This window comes from Mucilaginibacter sp., assembly GCF_036568825.1.
GTDB lineage: Bacteria > Bacteroidota > Bacteroidia > Sphingobacteriales > Sphingobacteriaceae > Mucilaginibacter.
The window spans coordinates 40,370-63,052 of sequence record NZ_DATCRU010000093.1; the positions used below are offsets into that span (position 1 = coordinate 40,370).

Consider the following 22,683-nt stretch of genomic DNA (forward strand, 5'->3'; position numbering starts at 1 on the left):
TCAGTGTGATATAGAAAATATATCAATATTTTTTTGTATTTTTAACTTTTACCTTGCCTCTAAAATGAATTTAAACAAAATAATTAGATCTCTAGATTTATCAAAGTCCGATGCAAGAGATAAAACCATTCAAGGAATAATCGAATATATACTTCATTCAGTTAATGAACAAGTTAGTATTGACGAATTAAATGAATACATAAAGATTGAGCTTGATATTGAACTATTTAAATCCGAGCTAATCGAGAACCTTGAAACATTAATCGATCAAAGCTCTGTAGTTAAAGACAGCACAGGTAAATACGCTTTGACTCTTGAAAGAGAATTGCAACTCAAAAAAGTTGAACTACTCAATAAAGACGAAAGAGATAAACGATTCGATCAGTTTTCGAAAAGTATAAAGAAATATTCCAAAAGACCGCTTAACAGTGAAGAAATTAGTTTGTTATGGGATACTTTAACAGAGTATATATATGAATGTTATTTAGAACATGGTAAAAATGCATTGTCGGCCTTTGATGTCAGAAGAGCAAGCACAGAGTTAGATATAGATCTTTCAAGCATATTAAATAAGTACATTGTTAAATTAAATAACTCGTTTCTATCTAAAGTATTAAAGAAATATATTGAGAATTTTTCTACTGAAATAAGTGTTGAAAGCTTAGATTATTTAATGAGCCTCGCGAATAAATCTGAGGCTTTTTTTGCGTTAGGGCTATCTAAAGAAGAATATGAATTTATTTATAAGGACATAGCATTTGATTGGACAATATTTGTCGATACTAATTTTTTATACTCAATACTGGACTTACATTCCCATCCAGATACAGAAGCGGCCAAAGCTTTAGTAGAATTAGGCAAATCACTGAAAATAAAGTTCTATTATTTAAGCGTCACACTAAAAGAACTTCAAAATCGAAGTAAAGATTTTGATGCGATGATTCCTAAAAACTTGAACTATTCACAAATTTCTGCATTAGTGAAGTCAAACCAAATTGATGACTTAACTATGCGATATTTTCAAAAGAAACTGGCTGATATGGAGAATACTCCTCATCCTAAGGATGTTATTGGTCATGCACAACTAAATCTTAAAAATAGAGACATAAACATATTCGCTTTTCAATTTGATCGATTAACTTCTTAGGATGAATACCTTAAAGACCAAGAAAGTAAATACTTGAATTATTTGAAATTTATCGATGAGCAAAGAGAAGAAAAGGGGCTGCCGATAAAAGGTCAAAAAGATATTAAGCAAATAGAACATGATATTTTTTTAAGAGAGGCTATTTTGTTTCTTAGAGACGCGAAAATCTCGTCTATAAATGATGTAAAATATTTAGGGGTTACCTTAGATAAGAGACTCATCAAATACGATCATCATTTGGTAATGAAGAAGCGTGATGGGGCAAATATTCCTACGTTTTTTTCTCCAGGAATATTATTGAAAAAGATGCTAAACTACCTGCCTGTAAAATCTGATGACTATAGAAGAGCCTTTATAAAAACAATTTCGACACCGGCATTGGACAATAATATTTTCACGTCAAAGGTTGCAATAAGAAGTGTTAAGTATTTTCATAATATGGGAATATCTGACGAGAAAATGATTCTCAATTGCATCAAGGACGAAATGTTCTTAAACAAGTTTAAAGAGCTGGAAAATAGTGAACCAGAAATATTAAATGAGTTTGTTGAATCTAAATTGCAAAAAGATTATAAAGAATTGGATAAACAATTCTTGGAACTTGAAGATTTGTTGGAACAAAAGAATGGCTTAATTATAGACATTAATGAACAAAGCTCAAAGGTGGCTGAGGAAAATCAGAAATTGGAAAATAATATAACCGACCTGAAAGAGAGGCTTAGAATATATAATTTAAGTATAAATCAGTTGCATATTCAAAATACAAAAGGGAATAACAATAGTATTCAATTAACTATTGATGATGAAAGGGAAAAACAATTGAAAGATAAGTCCTTGGTTGACTTACAAACGAATAATGAGATTTTAACGAATCAAATAATAGGATTTCAGCGAGATAAATTGTTTAAGAAATGGAGGAATAAGTCGTTATGGCTTTTGTTGCCAATTGCGATAATAATTCCACATATTTTAATGATTATATTTTGGCAAACGTCCAATTGGAATTATATGTCAAAACTCATTTTATGGGCGGAAACTCAATCTAATCTGCGTAAGGAATTCTATAAGGGTATAGGCGGTCTGATATTGACCACATCTCTTATAAAACCTTGTAAAATAATATTTAATCGATTTTTTAGTAAAAAAGCAAAAGCCGATTTTTACAATTCTTTAGAATTAAAACCGATCTCTGTTTGAAATTTATGGGTATTAGTAAATTGTTGAATGCTGTTGCCGACAACCACTCACTTAATCAACCATTTAACTCAATCAACTATTATCGAACATTTATTTCATTTATCCAAAAACAAACATTACCTTTGCACCTCAATTAACAAAAGTATTAACGCTTTAATATTATTCAAGTAATGTATTTAAGTAAAGAAGCAAAGGCTGATATCTTTGCAAAACATGGTAAAGGCGCAACCGATACAGGTTCGGCTGAAGGACAGATCGCATTATTCACAACCCGTATTGCGCATTTGACAGGACATTTGAAAAACAACAAAAAAGATTTTTCAACCCAGCTTTCGCTGCAAAAATTAGTAGGTAAACGCCGTGCATTATTGGCATACCTGTATAACAAAGACATTGAAAGATACCGTGCTATCATCAAAGCTTTACAGCTGCGTGATATTATCAAATAAATCTTTCCGGAATTTCTTAAAAAGCCATCCCAATTCGGATGGCTTTTTTACTTTTGCAAACAATTATACACAAAATAAAAACCGGTGTGTTCTGAAGATGAAAAGCACACCACAACAAAAACAAGATGAGTTTAAATGTAATTAAAAAGGTTATCGACCTGGGTGACGGACGCACCATTGAGATCGAAACCGGTAAGCTGGCCAAACAGGCTGATGGGTCTGTAGTTGTGAAAATGGGAGATACGATGTTGTTGGCTACCGTCGTTTCTTCGCCCGATGCAAAAGAAGGAGTTGATTTTTTACCCCTGTCAGTTGATTACCAGGAGAAATACGCTGCCACTGGCCGTATCCCGGGTGGCTTTTTACGTCGTGAAGCAAGATTATCAGATTATGAGGTATTGATCTCACGTTTGGTTGACCGTGCTTTGCGTCCTTTGTTCCCTGAAGATTATCATGCAGATACACAGGTGATGATCAGCTTGATTTCTGCTGATAAAGAAATTATGCCTGATTGCCTTGCAGGTTTGGCAGCATCAGCAGCAATTGCTGTTTCTGATATTCCGTTTAACGGACCGATTTCTGAAGTTCGCGTAGCTAAAATTGACGGTCAATTGGTTATTAACCCAACTATGACCGATTTGGAGCGTGCTACTTTAGAGTTCATCGTTGCAGGTTCTGAGTTTGACATCAACATGGTTGAAGGTGAAGCGAAAGAAATACAGGAAGATGAAATGGTGGAAGCTATTAAATTCGCTCATGAGGCTATCAAAAAACAAGTTTTCGTTCAACGCGAGCTAACTGAAGCTGTCGGTAAAACTGAAAAACGTGTTTACAGCCACGAAACACATGACGAGGATTTGAAAAAAGCAGTATATGCTGCTACTTATGATAAAGTTTATGCCATTGCTTCTTCTGCATCTGCAAAAGATGAGCGTGCAACCAAATTCAAAGAAGTTATCGATAGCTATATCGAAACTTTAGGCGAAGAAGTTGAGCCTATCACTGTTTCACTTGCTAAGAAATACTACCACGACGTAGAGTATGATGCTATCCGTAACCTGGTATTAGACGAAGGCAAACGTTTAGATGGCCGTACTACTACCCAGATCCGCCCGATATGGAGCGAAGTAAGCTATCTGCCTTCAGCACACGGATCAGCGATCTTTACCCGTGGTGAGACACAATCATTAACTACTGTAACCTTAGGTTCTAAGGAAGACGAGCAAATGATCGATGGTGCGTTTATCAATGGCTATCAGAAATTTATTCTTCACTATAATTTCCCTGGTTTCTCAACAGGTGAGGTTCGCCCGAACAGGGGAGCAGGTCGTAGAGAGATTGGTCACGGTAACCTGGCCCAGCGTTCATTGAAACAGGTATTACCTCCTGAAGATGAGAATCCATACACTATCCGTGTGGTATCTGATATTTTGGAATCAAACGGTTCATCTTCAATGGCTACTGTGTGTGCCGGTACATTGGCGCTGATGGATGCCGGTGTGAAGATCAAAGCCCCGGTAACAGGTATCGCTATGGGTTTGATCACCAATGAGATGGGAACGAAATACGCGATCCTGTCAGACATATTAGGTGACGAAGACCATTTAGGTGATATGGACTTTAAAGTAACCGGTACCGAAAATGGCATTGTTGCTTGTCAAATGGACTTGAAGATCAATGGTTTATCATACGAAGTGTTAACGAAAGCTTTAGCTCAGGCAAAAGACGGTCGCTTACACATCTTAAACGAGATCAAAAAGACGATCAGTGAGCCACGTGAAGATTATAAACCACATGCACCACGTATCATCGTTATCAAGATCGATAAAGAATTTATCGGTGCGGTTATCGGTCCGGGTGGTAAAATCATCCAGGAAATGCAGCGCGAAACCGGTGCTACCATTTCTATTGAAGAAAAAGACAACCAGGGTATCGTTCAGATCTTTGCCGCAAACAAAGCTTCTATCGATGCTGCTGTATCACGTATAAGGGCCATCGCTGCAAAACCTGAAGTTGGCGAGATATATGAAGGTAAAGTGAAATCGATCATGCCTTTTGGTGCATTTATTGAGATCATGCCTGGTAAAGATGGCTTACTTCACATTTCGGAGATCGACCATAAACGTTTTGAGACGATGGATGGCATATTTAAAGTAGGTGATGAAGTAAGAGTTAAATTACTTGACATCGACAAGCAAGGTAAACTGAAGCTTTCAAGAAAAGTTTTATTGCCAAAACCAGAAAAAGCGCAATAATTTAAAAATCAGCTTATTATAAAGCCTCCGGGAACGGGGGCTTTTTTTATGAAATTTTTTTTCACTTTTTGAAAACAATTAGAACGTTTTTGAACTTAAGTTAATAATATGCGCATAGATCCTTTACCAGACCCTAACGATAAGATAAATTCTGTTAACGTTGACTCATTAAATTTGCTTGATGGTAAGGCAACTGTTATGCAAAATACTCAGGAGGATTTGACCAAATTATTGCTTTATGAGATTATACGGGTCAAACAATTAATACAACAGACAGAATCTATATCTAACAATAGCGCTCATATTGCAATCCCCATATTGAATGAGCTTGTATCCGAGGCTTACAACTCCCTTGTCAACTACGACCTTGTGTTGATGAAAAAATACTACGATCTGCTGCAAAATTGTGATTGATGGTCAGTGATCAGTTAATCAGTGACCGGTTAATCAGTAATTAGTTAGTTGATGAATTGGATTAGCCGATAGACGCTAAAATCAATATTAGTTTTAAATTTCTGCATAACTAATCACTGATTAACTGGTTAACTAATCACTAATTACCTATATTCGACCCATGAACCACCTCGTAGCACCCTCCATTTTAGCATCTGATTTTGGCAACCTTCAGCGAGATATTGAAATGCTGAACAGGAGCGAGGCCGATTGGATCCACGTGGATGTTATGGACGGGATGTTCGTGCCGAATATCTCATTTGGCTTCCCGGTGATGGAGGCTGTAAAGAAGCACGCAACAAAACCTTTGGATGTACACCTAATGATCGTTGATCCGGATAGGTACATCAAAGAATTTGCGGAAAAAGGGGCCAATAGTATCACGGTTCATTTTGAGGCTTGTACGCATTTGCATCGTACTGTACAAGGCATTAAAGAATTAGGTTGTCATGCAGGAGTGGCTTTAAACCCGCACACGCCTGTTGCATTTTTGGATGATATTATTGAAGACCTTGACCTGGTATTGATCATGTCAGTTAATCCAGGTTTTGGCGGACAAAAGTTTATACCTAATACCTATAAGAAACTACACGATCTGAAAGCATTAAGCGCTTCTCGTAATCCGAGCCTTTATATTGAGGTAGATGGCGGTGTAGGAGAGCAAAATGTGAAGCAATTGATCGATGCAGGTGCAAATGTTTTTGTTGCTGGTAACTCGGTTTTCTCAGCTGCGGATCAACTGCAGGCTATCAAAAATTTAAAAAATCCCTTTTAAATTACCACTATCATAATTAAGCCGCTTAATACTGGGTTAAAATTGATTTTTTAATATTATGTCAATTTGGGACATAAGCCGGATGGATAATTATGATAAAAATATTGCAAATATTCTCTGCAAACATTATCAAATTGTTTAACTTTGGCCAAACCAAATATAAAGTTGGCAATTATGCCATTAGTTTATTTTAAATCAAAAAAATAATATGAAACACAATTTCGGTGCCGGACCAGGCATTTTACCGCATGAGGTATTTAAACAAGCCGCAGAGGCAGTGTTAGATTTCAATGGAACAGGATTGTCGATATTAGAGATATCGCACCGTTCGGCTGAATTCGAGGCTGTACTGGATGAGGCTGTAAGACTGGTAAAAGAACTTTTTGAAGTTCCCGAAGGTTACTCGGTATTATTTTTACAAGGTGGAGCAAGTACACAATTTGCTTTAGCGCCATACAATTTATTGCCGGAAGGTGGCAAAGCTGCTTATTTGGATTCAGGTGTTTGGGCAAGCAAAGCAATCAAAGAAGCTAAATACTTTGGTGAGACTGTTGTGGTAGCTACTTCTAAAGAAAGCAACTACACTCATATCCCTAAAGATTTTACTATTCCTGCTGATGCGGCTTATTTCCACATCACATCAAATAATACCATCTATGGTACACAGTTGCAGCAATTCTTTAAATCACCTATTCCGGTGGTTTGCGACATGTCGTCAGACATTTTCAGCCGTAAAGTAAATGTGGCTGATTTTGGTTTGATCTACGCCGGTGCGCAAAAGAATATGGGTCCTGCAGGTGTTACTCTCGTTATCGTAAAAGATTCGATCTTGGGAAAAACCGGTCGTAAGATTCCTGCAATGTTTAACTATCAGACACAAATTGAAGGCGGATCAATGTATAATACGCCTCCATGCTTTGCCATCCTGGTATCGATGCTGACACTGCGTTGGTTGAAATCAAAAGGCGGTGTTGCAGCTATTCAACAAGAAAATGAGGCCAAAGCCAGAGCTTTATATGCTGAGATCGACCGCAATCCATTGTTCAGAGCCGTTGCAGTTCCTGAAGACCGCTCGCACATGAATGTTTGCTTTGTTATGGATAACGCAGAGCTTGAAAAACCGTTCCTGAAATATTGCGAAGAAAAAGGCATTGTGGGTATCAAAGGCCACAGAAGCGTAGGCGGTTTCAGGGCATCAATTTATAATGCATTGCCGATCACCAGCGTACATGTGCTGATTGACGCGATGCAGGAGTTCCAGGAGAAGAATAAATAATTTTTAAGTTCATTAGTTCACTGGCTCATTTGTTCATTAGTATTAATGAGCAGACCAATGAACTAATGATACAAATGAACTATTGAACAATAAAAAAATGATCAAAATATTAGCTAACGATGGTATCGATCCGATAGGGAAAAAAATGCTGGAAGATGCCGGATTTGAAGTAGATACAAATAATATACCACAGGATGAATTACCTGTTAAACTGCAGGCTTATGATGCCATCACTGTTCGTAGCGCTACTAAAGTGCGCAAAGCATTGATCGACGCTTGCCCTAACCTGAAACTGATCGGTCGCGGTGGGGTAGGCGTAGATAACATTGATGTAGACTATGCCAAAGAGAAAGGCATTGGCGTGTATAACACCCCTGCATCTTCATCATTATCAGTTGCAGAACTGGTGTTCGGACAGTTGTTTGGCTGCGTTCGGTTTTTACCGGACAGCAACCGCAAAATGCCTGTTGAAGGTAATACCAAATTTAACGATCTGAAAAAAGCTTATGCAAAAGGTATCGAGCTTCGCGGTAAGACTTTAGGTATTGTAGGCTTTGGTCGAATCGGTCGCGAGGTGGCTAAGATTGCTATTGGTGTAGGAATGGATGTGCTGGCTTATGATTTATATCCATTTAACCCGGAAGTAGAAATAGTATTAGGCGGTGGTACAACCGTTAAAACATCTGTAAAGACCGCTACCCTGGATGTGATAATCAAAACAGCAGATTTCATTACATTGCATACACCGTTTGTAGACAAAGCCTTATTAGGCGCTGCTGAACTTGCTCAAACCAAAAAAGGTGTGGGCTTGGTTAATTGTTCTCGCGGTGGTTTGATAGATGAATTAGCTTTGGTCGACGCATTGAACAGCGGTCAGGTTTCATTTGCTGCATTGGATGTGTTCGACAACGAGCCAACCCCGCGCGAAGAAATATTGAAACATCCTAAAATATCATTAACACCGCACATTGGTGCAGCTACCAACGAAGCCCAGGAAAGAATAGGAGTGGAACTGGCGAGTTTGATAATAGGACATTTTAAGAAGTAAGGAGTTTGAGCCCATTTTTCTGTACGAATTAAACCCGGTCAGTTTTGGCTGGGTTTTTTGTTTAAAAGTATGTTCGTGTGAGCAAGAACACAGAGCCGATGAGGTAACATCTGTCGGCATGATGACTTTTGGGTTAACCCTGTAAAGAGATTAGTTGTTGTCATTCATTAAGTGGCGAAGATATGCAGCCGGGTTGTCGAGAAATGATTTGGTAAGATAGAAGTGTTCAGTATTTTCATAGTTGGTTTCCTGTACACCACTTTCATCAAATTGGTAAATGGTAGCTCCCGGATAACAAATAAGTATCGGCGAATGCGTAGCTATCAGGAATTGTGCTCTACCACTTTTCTCAAGCTCACTTATAACTGACATAAAAGCCAATATTCTTGCAGGTGAAAGGGCTGCTTCGGGCTCGTCGAGAATATAAATACCTGACTCAAACTGATTATTAAACAGAGCAAGAAATGATTCCCCATGTGATTGCTGGTGCAACGATTTCCCGCCATAAGCATTCAGAATACGACGATCATCTAAAGCCAACTCATCGATGTAAGACGCAAAATTGTAAAAGCTTTCTGCCCTCATGAAAAATCCATCGTTTATCCTGCGCGGCGTCCAACCTAAATGAACATGTCGGGTCAATGCTGATTCATATCCTTCAAAACGATGGCCGGTATTTAGATTATGATTTCTATTGCCACCTCTCAGGCTAAATCCACATTGCTCTGCAATACCTTCCAACAAAGTGGACTTTCCTGACCCATTTTCACCTACAAAGAAAGTTACGTTACTTTTTAGGCTAAGTTCCAGGCCTCTATTGAGGCTTGAAATATGTTGCAGGTAACCACCGCCCAAAGGTGACAGAGAGATATGTGATAAGAATGGCATGCTTTATTGACTTAGAACAAACTTACAATTCTTGTATTGTTTCAAAAAATCTAATAGAAACACATAAATATAGCAAGCCTCAGATTATTTTCGTACCGGCTAAGGGTAAACGACGGTCAGCGTGTCTATACTGCGGATAACTATACTATGATGAGATCACGATTGCTAGTTTTTTTCTTTCTGTTAATTTGTTTTTCGATACCTGCTTTTGCACAAAGCAACTTGTTCAGGAAAATAACTATAGATAAAATTGATCATCAGACCTTTGGGACAGTCTTGCAGAAGATCGCTTCAAAAGGAGAATTTACGTTTGCTTATAATAACAAGGCTATTCCAGCCGATAGCATTATTTCGGTTAGCGGGTTCAATGGAACGATCTACTCATTTTTGATCAATACTCTGGGTCCTGATTATGAGTTTAAAGAAGTGCCCGGCTATATCGTACTGCGGCATGCACCGTCTAAAATGCTAGTGACAGCTGCAATAGAAAATATACGGGATCAGCAATTAACAATCAGGGGGCAGGTGCTCGATGTTAGCAACAGAACTCCTGTTAAACAGGTGAGCGTTTATGAAAGGAATCAGTTGATTTCTACCCTGACCGATGACGATGGTGATTTTCAATTAACCTTGAATAATCAAAATGGCCCTATTTCATTAACTGCGACTAAGGAGAACTATCGTGATACCAGCCTTCTTTTTCTGAAAGAGGTTAAAGTTAACTCCAAAAAGAAAAAGCGTTACAAGTATCATCCGGAAGAGACAGTAGATAAATTGGGGAAAGGTATTGCCCGCATGTTTATCGGGTCAAAACAACGGATTCAAAACATGAACCTGGGCGGCTTTTTTGCTTTTAGTCCTTACCAGGTTTCGTTAACTCCTGGCTTGAGCTCACACGGGATGTACAGCAGCCAGGTGGCCAATAACGTTTCGATCAACATGCTTGGCGGTTATACGGCAGGTGCGCAGGGCGTAGAGATAGGAGGCTTGTTTAACATCGACAGATGGGACGCAGGCTTTTTACAAGCGGCCGGTCTGTTTAATGTAATAGGAGGTAAGATGAATGGCATCCAGGTGGCAGGCATTTTCAACCAGGTTTTAGATAAGACCAGCGGCATCCAGGTAGCAGGTATCAGTAACTATGCAAATGAAGTAAAAGGCCTGCAATTTGCCGGAATATATAACGTCGCAAAAAAGGTAAAAGGTGTCCAGTTAGCCGGGCTTGTCAATGTAGCAGATAGCAGTGACTACCCCATTGCGCCTATCAATTTTATTAAAAACGGGCACAAGAGCTTATCACTTAGCTATGATGAACTCCATTATGCGCATTTGGATTTTCGTTCGGGTGGGCGTGTTCTTTATGGCCTGATCGGTGCTGGTTACAATGTTGATTATTCCGGCAAGTATGCCTTTGATATAGGATTTGGAGCTTATTTTCTTCACCGATCCTCGTTTACACTCGACGGGGAATATGGATACGAAGCCCTGACCAGTTTCAAAAAAGATCCTGATCAGATCAGTTCTTTCCGCCTGCTTGCAGGGTTAAATCTGACCAAACGGGTACGATTATTTGTTGGGCCAACCATCAATCTGGCTTCTTACACCGCCAGTGAACCTTTAGTGATTCATGGCTGGAAGGTGAATACCTATGGAAGTGGCGATGACATCAATACAATCTATGCCGCCGCAGCCGGTGGCTTACAGCTTACCTGGTAAGAATGATCGTATTCCCGCGATCGACTCTGTGTATTTCAGGTGTAGTGAGCAGCAATACTTGCAGTATCTTATCCAGCGACTCATTTTTAAAGGTTGCCGTAACCGGAAGATCAGTCAGGCCTTTCCCTTCAATCCGAATGTCTGCACCATACGCTTCATTCAGCACCTTCACCAGGTGGCCAAGCGGTGTATGATCGTTGACAAACTCGCCTGTACGATAGTACTGATACAGCAGATCATTATTTGCTTCTGGTTGTAAAGAAGCACTTTCCGGCCGAACAAGCACCATTTGTTTTTGCTTAAGCAGAACATTACCGGCTTTGCGTTGCACCCGTACAATTCCGCTTTCCACTATAACCTCCACCTTGCCTGCTGCTGATCTTACATTGAATGCGGTACCGACATCTGTGATACTGATATCCGCAGCATGTACCACAAAAGGTTTGCTTGTGTTGTGAACTACTTTAAAGAAGGCTTCTCCCTTAAGGTAAACCGTTCTGCCTAAATAACGAATGTTTGAGTTTTTATTCAGTTGGATCACCGAGCCGTCCGGTAATGTATCGGTAACCACTTTATTGTAGGCTGTTACTACTGTCCATTCATCGCGTTGCTGATATGTGTAATACCAGGTCAGCCATAAAGCGCCGCCGAGTACCAATACAGCTGCGGCCTGCAGCCAGCGGTTATATTTGCTTAGCATTTTAACAGGCGCAGGCTTGTAGTTTTCCCTTTTTACCTTGAATTTTTCCCAGGCTTCATCCTCACTGATGGGGCTTTTCTGAGCCAGCTGCTTACTCTGATCGAGAAGAAACCTGATTTGCTCCAGGTGTTTCATATGCGCATCTTCACCAGTAAGCCAGCTTTCTACCTGTTGCCTCTCTATGGTACTTGCTTCATCCAGGACATACCTGATCAGCAGATCTTCTGTTATATCCTCTTTCATCTTTTAAATAGGTTAAGTAGTATGAAAAGAGTGACGGGTAAAAACTCCGCCATCTCTTTTCTTAATATTTTAAGTGCTTTAACCATATGCGTTTCTACCGTTTTAACAGATATCTGCAGCTGATCGGCTATTTGTTGGTATTTCAGTCCCTCAAACCGGCTGAGATGAAATGTGGCCCGGCATTTCTCCGGTAATTTATTCAGCGCCTTTGCCAAATGTGTTTCTACTTCGTTCAGCTTTATTCTTTCCGCGGCATCTCCCGAATGATACCCGATAGTCGGAGCAGTTAATTCCTGGTAGCGTGAATGCACTTTTTGGCGCCGCAGCAGGTTAAGACTGTCATGGTAGATACACCGGTACAGGTACGATTTGATGGAAGTATGTATACCTGCCCAGTCGTTTCGTTCCCACAATTTCAGAAACAGGCCTTGCACTACTTCTTCCGCATTATCCCAATCGTTTACCAAAGTGTAGGCATAAGTATGCAATTCCCTGAAGTGAGCCTTAAATAAAGCCTCAAATTCCGCTTCGCTGATCGATGAGCTCTTTAACTGCATTGGCCAAATATACTTATAATCGGATGGCAACGCCGGCGTTGTACCCGATGTAAAAGGCCCTGAAATCATCGCCATTTTTTCCGCCCCATGAAGAGATATATTTTTTATGGCGTAGCATATCTTCACTGGAGTTGGTTTGCATATAAACGAACGACGGTCCTGCAAACAAGTCAATATGATTGACAAGCCTGAGCGAAGGAAGCGCAGCAAACGCAGCTCTGTAATAGGTTAGTCCCTTGAAGTTTAATAATGCAGAATTTGTCAATTCAGCATTTAAGAGAAAGGTCTCCGCCCGAACAATATGAGCGCCAAGGCCGGCCTGGTAAGCATATACATCCTTTTTGTTGGCGACGTTATACCCGGCACCAATAATACCATAAAGAAATTTGCCTCCGGAGCGCAGGCTTAACATCAAAGTCTCATTCTCATCATAGGTAACGCCAAGCGTCATTTCCCCGTTTTTAGAAACATTGATGAAACCAACCTGGCAATTTGCGGTGTCGGCAATATTGATGAACCCGCTGATCTGTACGCCTTTTACATTTTTGGCTACGTTCATAAAACCTGCCAGTTGCATTCCGGATATATTGCCGCTCGAATTGGCAAAACCAGCTATTTGTGTTCCGCTGGTGCTTTTAGAAAAATTACCAAAGCCCGCTATTTGCGTACCGCTTGTACTTTTTGAAAAGTTGCCAAATCCAGCAATGGCGGTTCCATGCCCTCCGCCAGATGTATTCATAAAACCAGCTACGAGAAAGCCGTTCGTATTGTGCTTAACAAAATTGCCAAAACCAGCCAACGCAAACCCGGTTTCTGACGCGGATAAGCCAGCTATCGCATTCAGTGAAAATGAGTTGGTATCACGTGAAGCGGAGGTCCAATTACTGCTGAGCGGCGGCACGAGACCGATATTTATTTTCCGTGTAGATTGCTGGGCAAACGTGGTAGCGGCAGTCAACATACCTGCTGCAAAGATTAAAATTAGCTTTTTCATACTGTCTTATTGTTTATTTTGACGTTAAGACACATTGATCAAAGCATACCCTTACCCAATCGGAAAAATAAATTCAGGAATTCAATTAAAATAAAAAAGACCTCCCTGCAAATTGGGAAGCCTTTCAATACCTTATAAGATCAATTTTATAGTTCTTTTATCTTAATATTTCTAAACGCGATACCAGTGGCCCAGTCTTGAAGAGCTATATGGCCGTTGATATGTTTACCATATTCAGGGAAAGCGTGAAAATGGGACGCAGCTACTTTTTGTGCCCAGGCTTTGGAGTTAAAGTCCATTTCTGTGGTTAACACGCCATTCAGAAAAAATTGCACTTTACCATTCTTTTGTTTGATCTCTGAATGGTTCCACGTATCAGCGGGTTTGGTTTTTACAGCTGTCTTTTGCGATGTCATTCCAAATAAGCATCCTGAACGGTATTCCGGTTTTGCATAGTCCGGGTTGGCATTATCAAGCAACTGGTATTCTGGCCCTGATGCCCAGCCGGTCGGGATATCCTTTTTTTCTAAAACATTAATAAAAACGCCGCTGTTACCGCCTTTTGGTAATTTCCAGTCGAATTTCAGGTCATAATCTTTATATTCTTTGTCAGTGATCAAATCGCCGGGACCTGTCTTATCATTTGGATCGCAAAAAAGCTCACCATCCTTAGCTTTCCATACGGTGAACGGCACCTGGCTGTTGTACAAATGCCAGCCGCTGGTTGAGCTTCCGTCAAATAACAATTTCCAGCCCTGTGCCTTTTCTTTGGCAGAAAGCTTATTGTTTTGATCGGTTGTGTAAGTGAAACTGGTAAAAATGGCGACAGATAAAGCCACAATGGATAAAGATTGGATAACGTTTCTTTTCATAATTGGTTAGATTCTTAATGGTTGGTTTAATGGATAATCTAATTTGCAAAATAAATTTGGGAAGAGCGACAATATATAGGCTACTTATCGGAAAAGATACGTGCGGAAGAAGGGACTCGAACCCTAAAATGACAAAAGCCCCGATACCATAGTATCGAGGCTTTGTACCCAGAGCCGGGGTCGAACCGGCACGGCCTTGCAGCCATTGGTGTTTGAGACCAACGCGTCTACCGATTCCGCCATCTGGGCCTCTTTTGGTCTGAACGGTGGATTAGTTCGTTCAAAACCGGGCTGCAAATGTATTCAAACTCTCCTTAATACGCAACAAATATTTTTGTCTGTAGTAAATATCTAAAATTTCGTTCAGCCGGCTTTCTTTTGCTGTATCATCCAATGTTTGATAATCTTTTGTTAATGAGTGCAGTTTCTGGTTAATATCATCATCTACTGCCATCACTTCATTATTGATCTCTGCCCACTGATCGGCATCCTCAATTTCCATCAGGCGTTCATTAATATCCATCATCTCCATCAGAAAATCGCCGGGCAGGGCAGGTTTAGCGCCATCAACCAACAATTCATGCTGACGTAAGATATACTCAAGCCGTTTGGTGGGATCACTCAAAGTCTGCCATGCTTTATTGTTGATGGTGGATAGTTCTAATATCTCCTGTTGTTTTTCGTCTGTATCAGTAGCATAAAAATCTGGATGATACTGCTTGCTCAGCTCATAAAATTTCTTTTTCAAAGCAGCTACATCGGGGTGAAAGGATTCAGGTATTCCGTAGAAATCGAAGTAATTGATCATAATGCAAAAGTACACGAATTACACCTATTTGATCGAATTGCACGAATTTGAATATTTCGATGTCAATTCGTGTAATTAGTGCACTTATTCTCATTCGTGAAATTCGTGCTTAATTATCATCTTTGTGCATGAGTTTATACGACCAGATACGGCAAAAGCCTTTCTTTATATTGGGCCCTTGTGTTATGGAAAACCAGGACCTGCTTTACACCGTTGCCGAAAAAGCTGCCGAAATAGGGCAGAAGTACCCTGTAACTGTGATTTTTAAATCTTCATTTGATAAAGCAAACCGCACCTCCATTCATTCCTACCGCGGACCGGGTATTGAAAAAGGGATGGAGATGCTGCAAAATGTAAAGGAGCGTTTCAATTTACCTGTTACTACCGATATTCATGAACCATTCCAGGCTGCTGTTGCTGCTGAGGTGGTTGATATATTGCAAATACCTGCTTTCTTATGCCGTCAGACTGATCTATTAGTCGCTGCTGCAAAAACGGGTAAAATTGTAAATGTGAAAAAGGCCCAGTTCCTTTCTGGACAGGATATGTTTTACCCTGCACAGAAGGTGATTGAAGCAGGAAATGAACAAGTGATCCTTACCGAGCGAGGAAACATGTACGGATATAATAACCTGGCTGTCGATTTCAGGAATATTTATGATATGAAGAAATTCGGTCACCCGGTTTGTATGGATTGTACGCATTCCGTTCAGCGTCCGGGTAGTGCAGGCGGCAAAACAGGTGGTGATCGTACATTCGTTCCGATGATGGCATTGGCTGCAAAAGCATTTGGTGCCGATGGTTATTTTATGGAGACACATCCCGATCCGGATAATGCATTGAGTGATGGACCGAACATGGTGAAACTGCACCAGTTGGAAGAAGTGATTAAGCCTTTACTTTAATAGTTCAAGGGGTTTTACGTATTACGTTGTACGTTGTACGTAATTGGGATTAAACAAAACGTAATACGTAAAACTTAAAACGTACAACTTGAAAGAAACCGCCAAAAGGGTATTTGATATCGAGATCGAATCACTGAAAGAAGTTGCTAATTCCATTGGCGATGATTTTACTTTAGCTGTTAACGCCATACTGGAATCAAAAGGTAAACTGATTGTTGCCGGAGTGGGTAAATCAGGATTAATAGGCCGGAAGATAGCCGCAACACTGGCAAGCACCGGAACCCCTAGTTTTTTTCTGCATCCCGGTGAGGCTTTTCATGGTGATCTGGGAATGGTAGAGCATGACGACCTGGTTATATTGATTTCTTACTCCGGCGAAACGGATGAAGTGTTGAAGATCATCCCTTTTTTGAAATGGAACAATAACCAAATCATCAGTATTACCGGCAATCCGAATTCAACAATAGCCAAAAACAGCGATTATCACCTGAATGTATGCATTACCCGCGAGGCTTGTCCGCTGGAATTGGCGCCGACTTCATCAACTACTGTTACTTTGGTAATGGGTGATGCTTTGGCTATTGCACTGATGGAAGCCAGGCAGTTTCAACATGAGGACTTTGCGCGGTTTCACCCAGGAGGCAGCTTAGGACGAAAATTATTGGTTAAGGTGAAAGACCTGATGCGCAAGGAAAGCCTGCCTTTTATAGATAAAAATGCTTCATTTACTGAAATGTTGCTCTGTATGTCGGAAGGTAAGCTGGGAATGGTGATTGTCGGAACAGCAGACAAGGTAGAAGGTATAGTTACTGATGGTGACCTTCGCAGGGCATTGTTGTGTAATCCGGATACCAAACAATTGCATATCGACGATATGATGACCATTAACCCAGTTATCGTTGAACCGGAAGAATACATTCACCAGGCCGAACAATTAATGATTGAACGAAAAATAGCAACTATATTGGTAGGTTCGGCGCAAAACCGAACAGTAACTGGCGTATACCAAATCTATAACGGATAATTATGCCACTATACAAAGATCAAATGAACCGAACGGTAGACATACCGTCCATTCCTAAAAGGATCATTTCGATCGTACCATCCCAAACCGAATTATTGTTTGACCTTGGCCTTGATGAGGAGATCATCGGCGTAACGAAATTCTGCATTCATCCAGCCGATAAAGTTAAACGAAAGCCTAAAATAGGTGGAACTAAGGCATTAAATATCAACGCAATAAAAAAGTTGAACCCTGATCTTATCATTGGGAATAAGGAAGAAAACGAAAAAGAGCAGGTTGAGGAATTAGCAAAAAACTTCCCGGTTTGGATGAGTGATATTTCTGATCTGGAAGAAGCTCTCGATATGATACAGCGGGTAGGGGGAATAACAGGAAAAAGAGTAGAAGCCGCTGATTTAACCCAATCCATTCAGTCAAAATTCGACGGATTGCAATTTAAAAAAAGCGGATTGCGTGTTGCCTACTTGATTTGGAGAAAGCCTTTTATCGTAGCTGGGAAGGGTACTTTTATAGATGATATGCTTAAAAGATGCGGCTTGAAGAATGCTTTTGACTTAGATAGATATCCCGAAGTATTTCCCGGTCAGATAGTAGAGGCGAACCCTGACCTGGTGTTTCTTTCATCAGAACCCTATCCATTCACCGACAGGCATGTTACCGAGTTCCAGGCTTTGGTGCCTGATGCCAATATCCAATTAGTGGATGGTGAGCTATTCTCGTGGTATGGAAGCAGGTTATTAAAAGCTCCTGAATATTTTAAACAATTGATTGCGAGCATCAATCGGTGAAATCTGAAAAAAATCGGTGCAATCCTAAAAAATAGTTTATCTTTGCCGACTCTTAAAAATCCTAACTGCGGAAGTGGCGTAATTGGTAGCCGCACCAGACTTAGGATCTGGCGCCGCGAGGCGTGGGGGTTCGAGTCCCTTCTTCCGCACTGAATAAAACCCGGTCAACTTGGCTGGGTTTTTGTTTGTTATGTAATAGCTTTTACTTAAATTTGATATAATATCATGGACAAACCAAAGCAAGAATTTGATAAAGCTGAACTTGACCTTTTGAAGGAAGGGTTAAAAAGAAGCTACAAAGAGCGCTTTGAAATGGCTACCCGGCTATATAAAATTCAACAAACCATGAGTAAAGCAACCATCACTCATAAACCCTTTATTAGCAAATAACTGTGGATATCTTTGATGAGGAGATATTAAATTTTTGGAGAGCTCTTCAGGAAAATAACGTGCAATATATCCTGGTCGGTGGTTATGCTATTAACCTGCATGGATATCAACGATTTACCGGAGATTTGGATATCTGGATAAAAGATGAATTGGCTAACAGGCAGCACCTTCGCAAAGCTTTCATAGCTTGCAGCATGGGCGACTTTCCTATGCTGGAATATATGCAATTTGTGCCCGGATGGACAGATTTTCATTTAAATAATAATATGCGCCTCGATATATTAATTGATATGAAAGGCCTCGAAGGATATACTTTTGATGAATGTTTGCAAATGGCATCTGTAGCGGATATTGAAGGTATAAATATTCCTTTTTTGCACATTAATCAATTAATTGAAAATAAGAAACAAGTTAACCGACCTAAGGATCAGTTAGATGTACTGGCACTTGAGGAAATACGTAAGTTGAGGGAAATTTAAAAACAGTCTCGGTCGTATCAGGCTTAGGATTTGGTACCGCGGTGCGTCTAGTCTCTTCTTCCACATTGAAAGCTAATACATTTGTTATTTGTATTATCACCGTGTTGTGAAGAGGTAAACTCCACGTCAATTTTAAATCAATTACCAATTCACACAGCTGCATTTCCTATATTTGTTCTACCCTGAATTAACAGGAAAACACACTTATTCTTTAAACCCACGCCCATGAAAGCAAATATTGGAATCACAGAAGAAAACAGAGCCGCTGTTTCAGCCCAACTGGCAAAATTATTAGCCGACGAATTTGTACTTTATACTAAAACCCGCAACGCGCACTGGAATGTTGAAGGCCCTGATTTTCATTCGATGCACTTGTTTTTTGAATCACAATACGAAGAACTGGATGACGTAATGGATAGCGTTGCCGAACGTATCCGCATGATCGGTCATTATGCACCGGCTACTCTGAAAAGCTTTTTACAGCTTACTCATTTGGGAGAGCTTACTGAAAGGTCAAACGACAGTCTAGGTTTTATCCGCGAACTGGTTGAAGACCACAACAGCATTATCGAATTTATCAGAGGCAATATTAATCCATTTGCCAATGAATACGGTGATGCAGGTACAAGCGATTTTATCACCGGCCTGATGGAAACACACGAGAAAATGGTATGGTTCCTGCGTTCACATCTTAAATAAACTAAGAGACATAGTATATGTAAAGGCAGGTAGTAATGCACTATCTGCCTTTTTTATTAATGTCCATGTACCTTATTGTATTTTGCAGGAATAGATCGCAAATAGGTATACATTACATCGACGTCCCTGTCATTCAATCTGTCAAATTTCGGCATAGGCGGGTGTAATTTCCCGTTTGGTGATTCGCCGTCTTTTACTGCTTTTCTGAACTGTAATTTGTTATAACTACCAATTCCTGTTTGCTTATCGGGAGTAAGATTTGAGGCATAAATCTCCATGCCTTGCGGAGTTTTGAATTTCATGCCACCGGCCATGTAACCTTTGGATTGTTCGGGATCAATATAATTTAGTTTGGTCAGGCTTTTTGAATGGCAATGAAAGCAGCCAATATTATCGACTAAGTACCGGCCTGCAGCAATGGAATCGTTTTCAGGTGGTCTTTTAATATCGGTTTTATAGGGCAGGGGTTTTGCCATCATGTTCATAGCTACCTTACCTATTAAAGTTAGGTGACTAGTGCCAACAGTAGTATCTGCCGCAGCCACAGCCGGATCATTAGAACGGAGATAGACTATAATATCATTAAGATCCTCATCTGCCATATTGGGGCGCAGCATATAAGGGATGAAACGTCCATCCCTGGCTACACCTGTTTTAAGTAAATACTTTAATTCTGCGTCTGAATAATGGGGAGGAATACCATTTGATTTGGAATTTGTAAGATTTGCCGAGTAAATTTTTCCAACTATACCCGGCACTTCATGAATACGCGTACCGATGAATTTATTTACCGACGGATCGTAATGACACCCGCCGCAAATACTGTAAACCAATACCCGGCCATGCTCCAGGGCTGTTTCTGAACGCGAAGCGGTAAAGTTTGATTTCGTGGTATCAAATTTAGTTTTACAGCTGCCGATAATAACAGCAGCTGATAAAATACTTATCGCCGATATCCAATAAAACTTCCGCATTTTCTGAAGTTATCTTACTCATTAATACATAATTGCATCAGCAATGTTTCAATAAACAAGTAAGAATTAGGCTTCACACAGTTTGCTGCCACCACTTCAGCGGAAATTTGATCTTATCCACCGAACTTACTACCATATCAGGCTTAAAAGCATAGTGATTTAAAGTGTCTTTATCTGATATTCCTGAAAGCACCAGTATAGTTTTATAACCCATCTGCACACCGCCTTGTATATCAGTCTCCATCGTATCGCCTACAACGGTGGTTTCGGCTGTTTCAAGACCAAGATATTTCCTTGCCGAGCGCATCATTACTGGGCTTGGTTTACCAGTTACGAAGGCTTTTCTGCCAGTAGCTTCTTCAATCATAGCTGTGGTGGCTGCTATGCCGAGGTTGTTCCATCCAGGTTTTTTGGGTGATGGATCACGGTTTGTGGTGATGAATTTAGCGCCTGCCAATATCATATCCACAGCGCGCTGTACCATTTCGAGGGTGAAATTTCGGCCTTCGCCCAACACCACAAACTCGGGGTCGGTATCTACCAGGGTGATGCCGTTTTCGTGCAGGCTGGTTAACAAACCGCCTTCGCCTAAAACATAAGCTGTGGTTCCGTTCGGGCTTTGATCGCCCAAAAATTTGCCGGTGGCCATAGCGCTGGTATAAATATGATCTTCTGTAACTTCAATACCCAACCGTTTTAGCTTGCGCACGGCTTCTAGCCTTGTACGCTGGCTGTTATTGGTCATAAAGGTAAAAGGCGTACCACTTTTTAATAAGTTATTTATAAATGTATCTGCGCCTTCTATCAATTGCTCGCCGCTGTAGATGACACCATCCATATCAATCAAAAGTCCGTGTTTCATAGTTGTAATTTGTATAAGGTATCGTTACAGCCAAAAATAACCAATTGGCGGCTCACATCAACCAGAAAGTTATTGAAATAAAGTTTATTTCTACGTAATAAGTATTATATGCAAAGTTGCGGTATCATAACACTGTTACATTGACTTTATTGATGTTATAAGATCAAAGCCGTACATTGCCCGTACCATATAAACCAATCTTATGAAAAGAATTTTCAAACGCACTTTACTCATTCTTCTGTTTTTAAGCGCTTCTGCAATCGCTTTCGGGCAAAATAAACTACCTCAGTTGCTAATCCGTTTGGATGATATCGGCATGAACCATTCCGTTAATATGGCTGCCAAGGCAGTTGCTGAAACCGGGATGCCTGTATCGGTATCTATTCAATTTGCCTGTCCCTGGTACCAGGAGGCAGTTGCAGTGCTGAAGAATCACCCGAATGTTTGTGTAGGTGTTCATCTAACGTTAACTGCCGAATGGAAATATTACCGCTGGGGACCAGTGTTGGGAGCGTCTGCGGTACCAAGCCTGGTCGATTCGCTGGGATATTTTCATACTACTGGTCGTGCTTTTGAACACGGGCAATATAAATTAGATGATGTGGAAAAAGAATTATCAGCACAAATTGAAAGAGCTTTGCATTCAGGTATCAAGATCACTTATGTCGATCCGCATATGGGTGTAGCCTTGTCGACACCTGAATTAAGGGCGCTTACAGAAAAACTGGCCCGTAAATATCACCTCGCAATCTCAACCTTAAGCAATGTAACCTATTACGGCGAAACGTATAAGGAAATGTGGGGCGAACCGATCGCTACTAAAAAATCAGCGTTTATGGATTACGTTGAACATCATCTGAATCCCGATAGACCTAACCTGATGGTGATCCATGCCGCCACACCGAGCCCTGAAATGGATGCCATGATAGATGAGAATAGCAGGCTGATGCGTGATGCTAATGGAAATTCCATCGTAAGCAAACACCGCCAAACCGAGTTGAATATGATCTTATCTCCAGATTTCACCAGCCTGAACGGTAAGAAGTTTGAATTGAGCAATTACGCCGAGTTATTAAAAGGTAAAGATATCAGCGTACTGAAAGCAAGCAAGGTGGTATGGCCTGTCGGTGCTAAACAGGAATGATTTTATTCCTGAGCCGGGAAACATACTTCATATCCGAATT

The 22,683-nt window shown here is 40.4% G+C and carries 24 protein-coding genes and 2 tRNA genes; 17 read left to right on the forward strand and 9 right to left on the reverse strand.

All coding sequences use genetic code 11. The features are described from left to right. Positions 1-64: 64 nt before the first annotated feature. From VIM89_RS20420 to VIM89_RS20455, 8 genes are all read left to right on the forward strand, one after another. Positions 65-1,147, forward strand: a complete 1,083-nt coding sequence (locus tag VIM89_RS20420) for a hypothetical protein (RefSeq protein WP_488158038.1) — start codon at positions 65-67, stop codon at positions 1,145-1,147. Between the two features lie 42 nt (positions 1,148-1,189). After that, entirely contained in the window at positions 1,190-2,344 is a 1,155-nt protein-coding gene (locus VIM89_RS20425) for a hypothetical protein (protein WP_488158039.1), read from the forward strand. A gap of 170 nt (positions 2,345-2,514) precedes the next feature. Next, positions 2,515-2,793 carry a 30S ribosomal protein S15 gene (gene rpsO / locus VIM89_RS20430; RefSeq protein WP_488158040.1) on the forward strand — a complete coding sequence of 93 codons (279 nt, stop codon included), beginning with the start codon at positions 2,515-2,517 and terminating at the stop codon, positions 2,791-2,793. A 125-nt stretch (positions 2,794-2,918) separates the two neighbouring features. Next, on the forward strand, positions 2,919-5,048 hold the full coding sequence (gene pnp / locus VIM89_RS20435) for a polyribonucleotide nucleotidyltransferase (protein WP_488158041.1): 2,130 nt from the start codon (positions 2,919-2,921) through the stop codon (positions 5,046-5,048). A 108-nt stretch (positions 5,049-5,156) separates the two neighbouring features. Then, a complete protein-coding gene (locus VIM89_RS20440; protein ID WP_488158042.1) occupies positions 5,157-5,462 on the forward strand; it encodes a hypothetical protein in 306 nt (101 codons plus the stop codon). Positions 5,463-5,622: 160 nt separating this feature from the next. Next, on the forward strand, positions 5,623-6,276 hold the full coding sequence (rpe, locus tag VIM89_RS20445; RefSeq protein WP_488158043.1) for a ribulose-phosphate 3-epimerase: 654 nt from the start codon (positions 5,623-5,625) through the stop codon (positions 6,274-6,276). Positions 6,277-6,484: 208 nt separating this feature from the next. Continuing rightward, positions 6,485-7,552, forward strand: a complete 1,068-nt coding sequence (gene serC / locus VIM89_RS20450; RefSeq protein ID WP_488158044.1) for a 3-phosphoserine/phosphohydroxythreonine transaminase — start codon at positions 6,485-6,487, stop codon at positions 7,550-7,552. A gap of 97 nt (positions 7,553-7,649) precedes the next feature. Then, positions 7,650-8,600 carry a D-2-hydroxyacid dehydrogenase gene (locus tag VIM89_RS20455; protein WP_488158045.1) on the forward strand — a complete coding sequence of 317 codons (951 nt, stop codon included), beginning with the start codon at positions 7,650-7,652 and terminating at the stop codon, positions 8,598-8,600. A gap of 150 nt (positions 8,601-8,750) precedes the next feature. On the opposite strand, the gene VIM89_RS20460 is transcribed toward VIM89_RS20455, so the two are convergent. Beyond that, positions 8,751-9,488: an AAA family ATPase gene (locus tag VIM89_RS20460; RefSeq protein ID WP_488158046.1), complete on the reverse strand. Its 738-nt coding sequence runs from the start codon at positions 9,486-9,488 to the stop codon at positions 8,751-8,753. Positions 9,489-9,710: 222 nt separating this feature from the next. Between VIM89_RS20460 and VIM89_RS20465 the strand changes: the two genes are divergently transcribed. Next, entirely contained in the window at positions 9,711-11,204 is a 1,494-nt protein-coding gene (locus tag VIM89_RS20465; protein ID WP_488158047.1) for a carboxypeptidase-like regulatory domain-containing protein, read from the forward strand. Here VIM89_RS20465 and VIM89_RS20470 read toward each other — a convergent pair. The 6 genes from VIM89_RS20470 to hscB all read right to left on the reverse strand — a co-directional run bounded on the left by VIM89_RS20470 (position 11,194) and on the right by hscB (position 15,378). Further along, positions 11,194-12,147 (reverse strand): FecR domain-containing protein, encoded by a 954-nt coding sequence (locus VIM89_RS20470; protein ID WP_488158048.1) that lies wholly within the window; start codon positions 12,145-12,147, stop codon positions 11,194-11,196. The two genes, VIM89_RS20465 and VIM89_RS20470, sit on opposite strands and share 11 nt — an antisense overlap. Beyond that, positions 12,144-12,779 (reverse strand): RNA polymerase sigma-70 factor, encoded by a 636-nt coding sequence (locus VIM89_RS20475; protein WP_488158049.1) that lies wholly within the window; start codon positions 12,777-12,779, stop codon positions 12,144-12,146. The genes VIM89_RS20470 and VIM89_RS20475 overlap by 4 nt, the downstream gene beginning before the upstream one ends. Next, positions 12,718-13,698, reverse strand: a complete 981-nt coding sequence (locus VIM89_RS20480; protein ID WP_488158050.1) for a hypothetical protein — start codon at positions 13,696-13,698, stop codon at positions 12,718-12,720. The genes VIM89_RS20475 and VIM89_RS20480 overlap by 62 nt, the downstream gene beginning before the upstream one ends. 146 nt (positions 13,699-13,844) lie before the next feature. After that, positions 13,845-14,570: a 3-keto-disaccharide hydrolase gene (locus tag VIM89_RS20485; protein ID WP_488158051.1), complete on the reverse strand. Its 726-nt coding sequence runs from the start codon at positions 14,568-14,570 to the stop codon at positions 13,845-13,847. A 165-nt stretch (positions 14,571-14,735) separates the two neighbouring features. Then, positions 14,736-14,819, reverse strand: a tRNA-Leu gene (locus VIM89_RS20490). 31 nt (positions 14,820-14,850) lie between these two features. Beyond that, positions 14,851-15,378, reverse strand: coding sequence for a Fe-S protein assembly co-chaperone HscB (hscB, locus tag VIM89_RS20495; RefSeq protein ID WP_488158052.1), 528 nt, complete (start codon positions 15,376-15,378; stop codon positions 14,851-14,853). Positions 15,379-15,506: 128 nt separating this feature from the next. On the opposite strand from hscB, the gene kdsA reads away from it, so the two are divergent. The 7 genes from kdsA to VIM89_RS20530 all read left to right on the forward strand — a co-directional run bounded on the left by kdsA (position 15,507) and on the right by VIM89_RS20530 (position 19,663). Beyond that, on the forward strand, positions 15,507-16,283 hold the full coding sequence (gene kdsA / locus VIM89_RS20500) for a 3-deoxy-8-phosphooctulonate synthase (protein WP_488158053.1): 777 nt from the start codon (positions 15,507-15,509) through the stop codon (positions 16,281-16,283). An 88-nt stretch (positions 16,284-16,371) separates the two neighbouring features. Next, entirely contained in the window at positions 16,372-17,307 is a 936-nt protein-coding gene (locus VIM89_RS20505) for a KpsF/GutQ family sugar-phosphate isomerase (RefSeq protein ID WP_488158054.1), read from the forward strand. Between the two features lie 2 nt (positions 17,308-17,309). After that, a complete protein-coding gene (locus VIM89_RS20510; protein WP_488158055.1) occupies positions 17,310-18,095 on the forward strand; it encodes an ABC transporter substrate-binding protein in 786 nt (261 codons plus the stop codon). A gap of 67 nt (positions 18,096-18,162) precedes the next feature. Further along, positions 18,163-18,244 (forward strand) — tRNA-Leu (locus VIM89_RS20515). A gap of 76 nt (positions 18,245-18,320) precedes the next feature. Beyond that, complete coding sequence (locus tag VIM89_RS20520; protein ID WP_488158056.1) at positions 18,321-18,485, forward strand: hypothetical protein; 165 nt, start codon at positions 18,321-18,323, stop codon at positions 18,483-18,485. Positions 18,486-18,487: 2 nt separating this feature from the next. Further along, the gene (locus VIM89_RS20525) at positions 18,488-18,964 is read left to right on the forward strand and encodes a hypothetical protein (RefSeq protein WP_488158057.1); all 477 of its coding nucleotides are present in this window, start codon (positions 18,488-18,490) and stop codon (positions 18,962-18,964) included. Between the two features lie 225 nt (positions 18,965-19,189). Further along, positions 19,190-19,663: a Dps family protein gene (locus VIM89_RS20530; protein ID WP_488158058.1), complete on the forward strand. Its 474-nt coding sequence runs from the start codon at positions 19,190-19,192 to the stop codon at positions 19,661-19,663. A 56-nt stretch (positions 19,664-19,719) separates the two neighbouring features. Here the strand turns inward: VIM89_RS20530 and VIM89_RS20535 are convergent, their stop codons facing one another. Both VIM89_RS20535 and VIM89_RS20540 read right to left on the reverse strand, forming a co-directional pair. Beyond that, entirely contained in the window at positions 19,720-20,637 is a 918-nt protein-coding gene (locus VIM89_RS20535; protein ID WP_488158059.1) for a c-type cytochrome, read from the reverse strand. Positions 20,638-20,710: 73 nt separating this feature from the next. Then, on the reverse strand, positions 20,711-21,499 hold the full coding sequence (locus VIM89_RS20540) for an HAD-IIA family hydrolase (protein WP_488158060.1): 789 nt from the start codon (positions 21,497-21,499) through the stop codon (positions 20,711-20,713). A gap of 202 nt (positions 21,500-21,701) precedes the next feature. Here VIM89_RS20540 and VIM89_RS20545 point away from each other — a divergent pair, with 202 nt between their 5' ends. Beyond that, a complete protein-coding gene (locus tag VIM89_RS20545) occupies positions 21,702-22,643 on the forward strand; it encodes a ChbG/HpnK family deacetylase (protein ID WP_488158061.1) in 942 nt (313 codons plus the stop codon). The last annotated feature ends 40 nt before the right edge of the window (positions 22,644-22,683 follow it).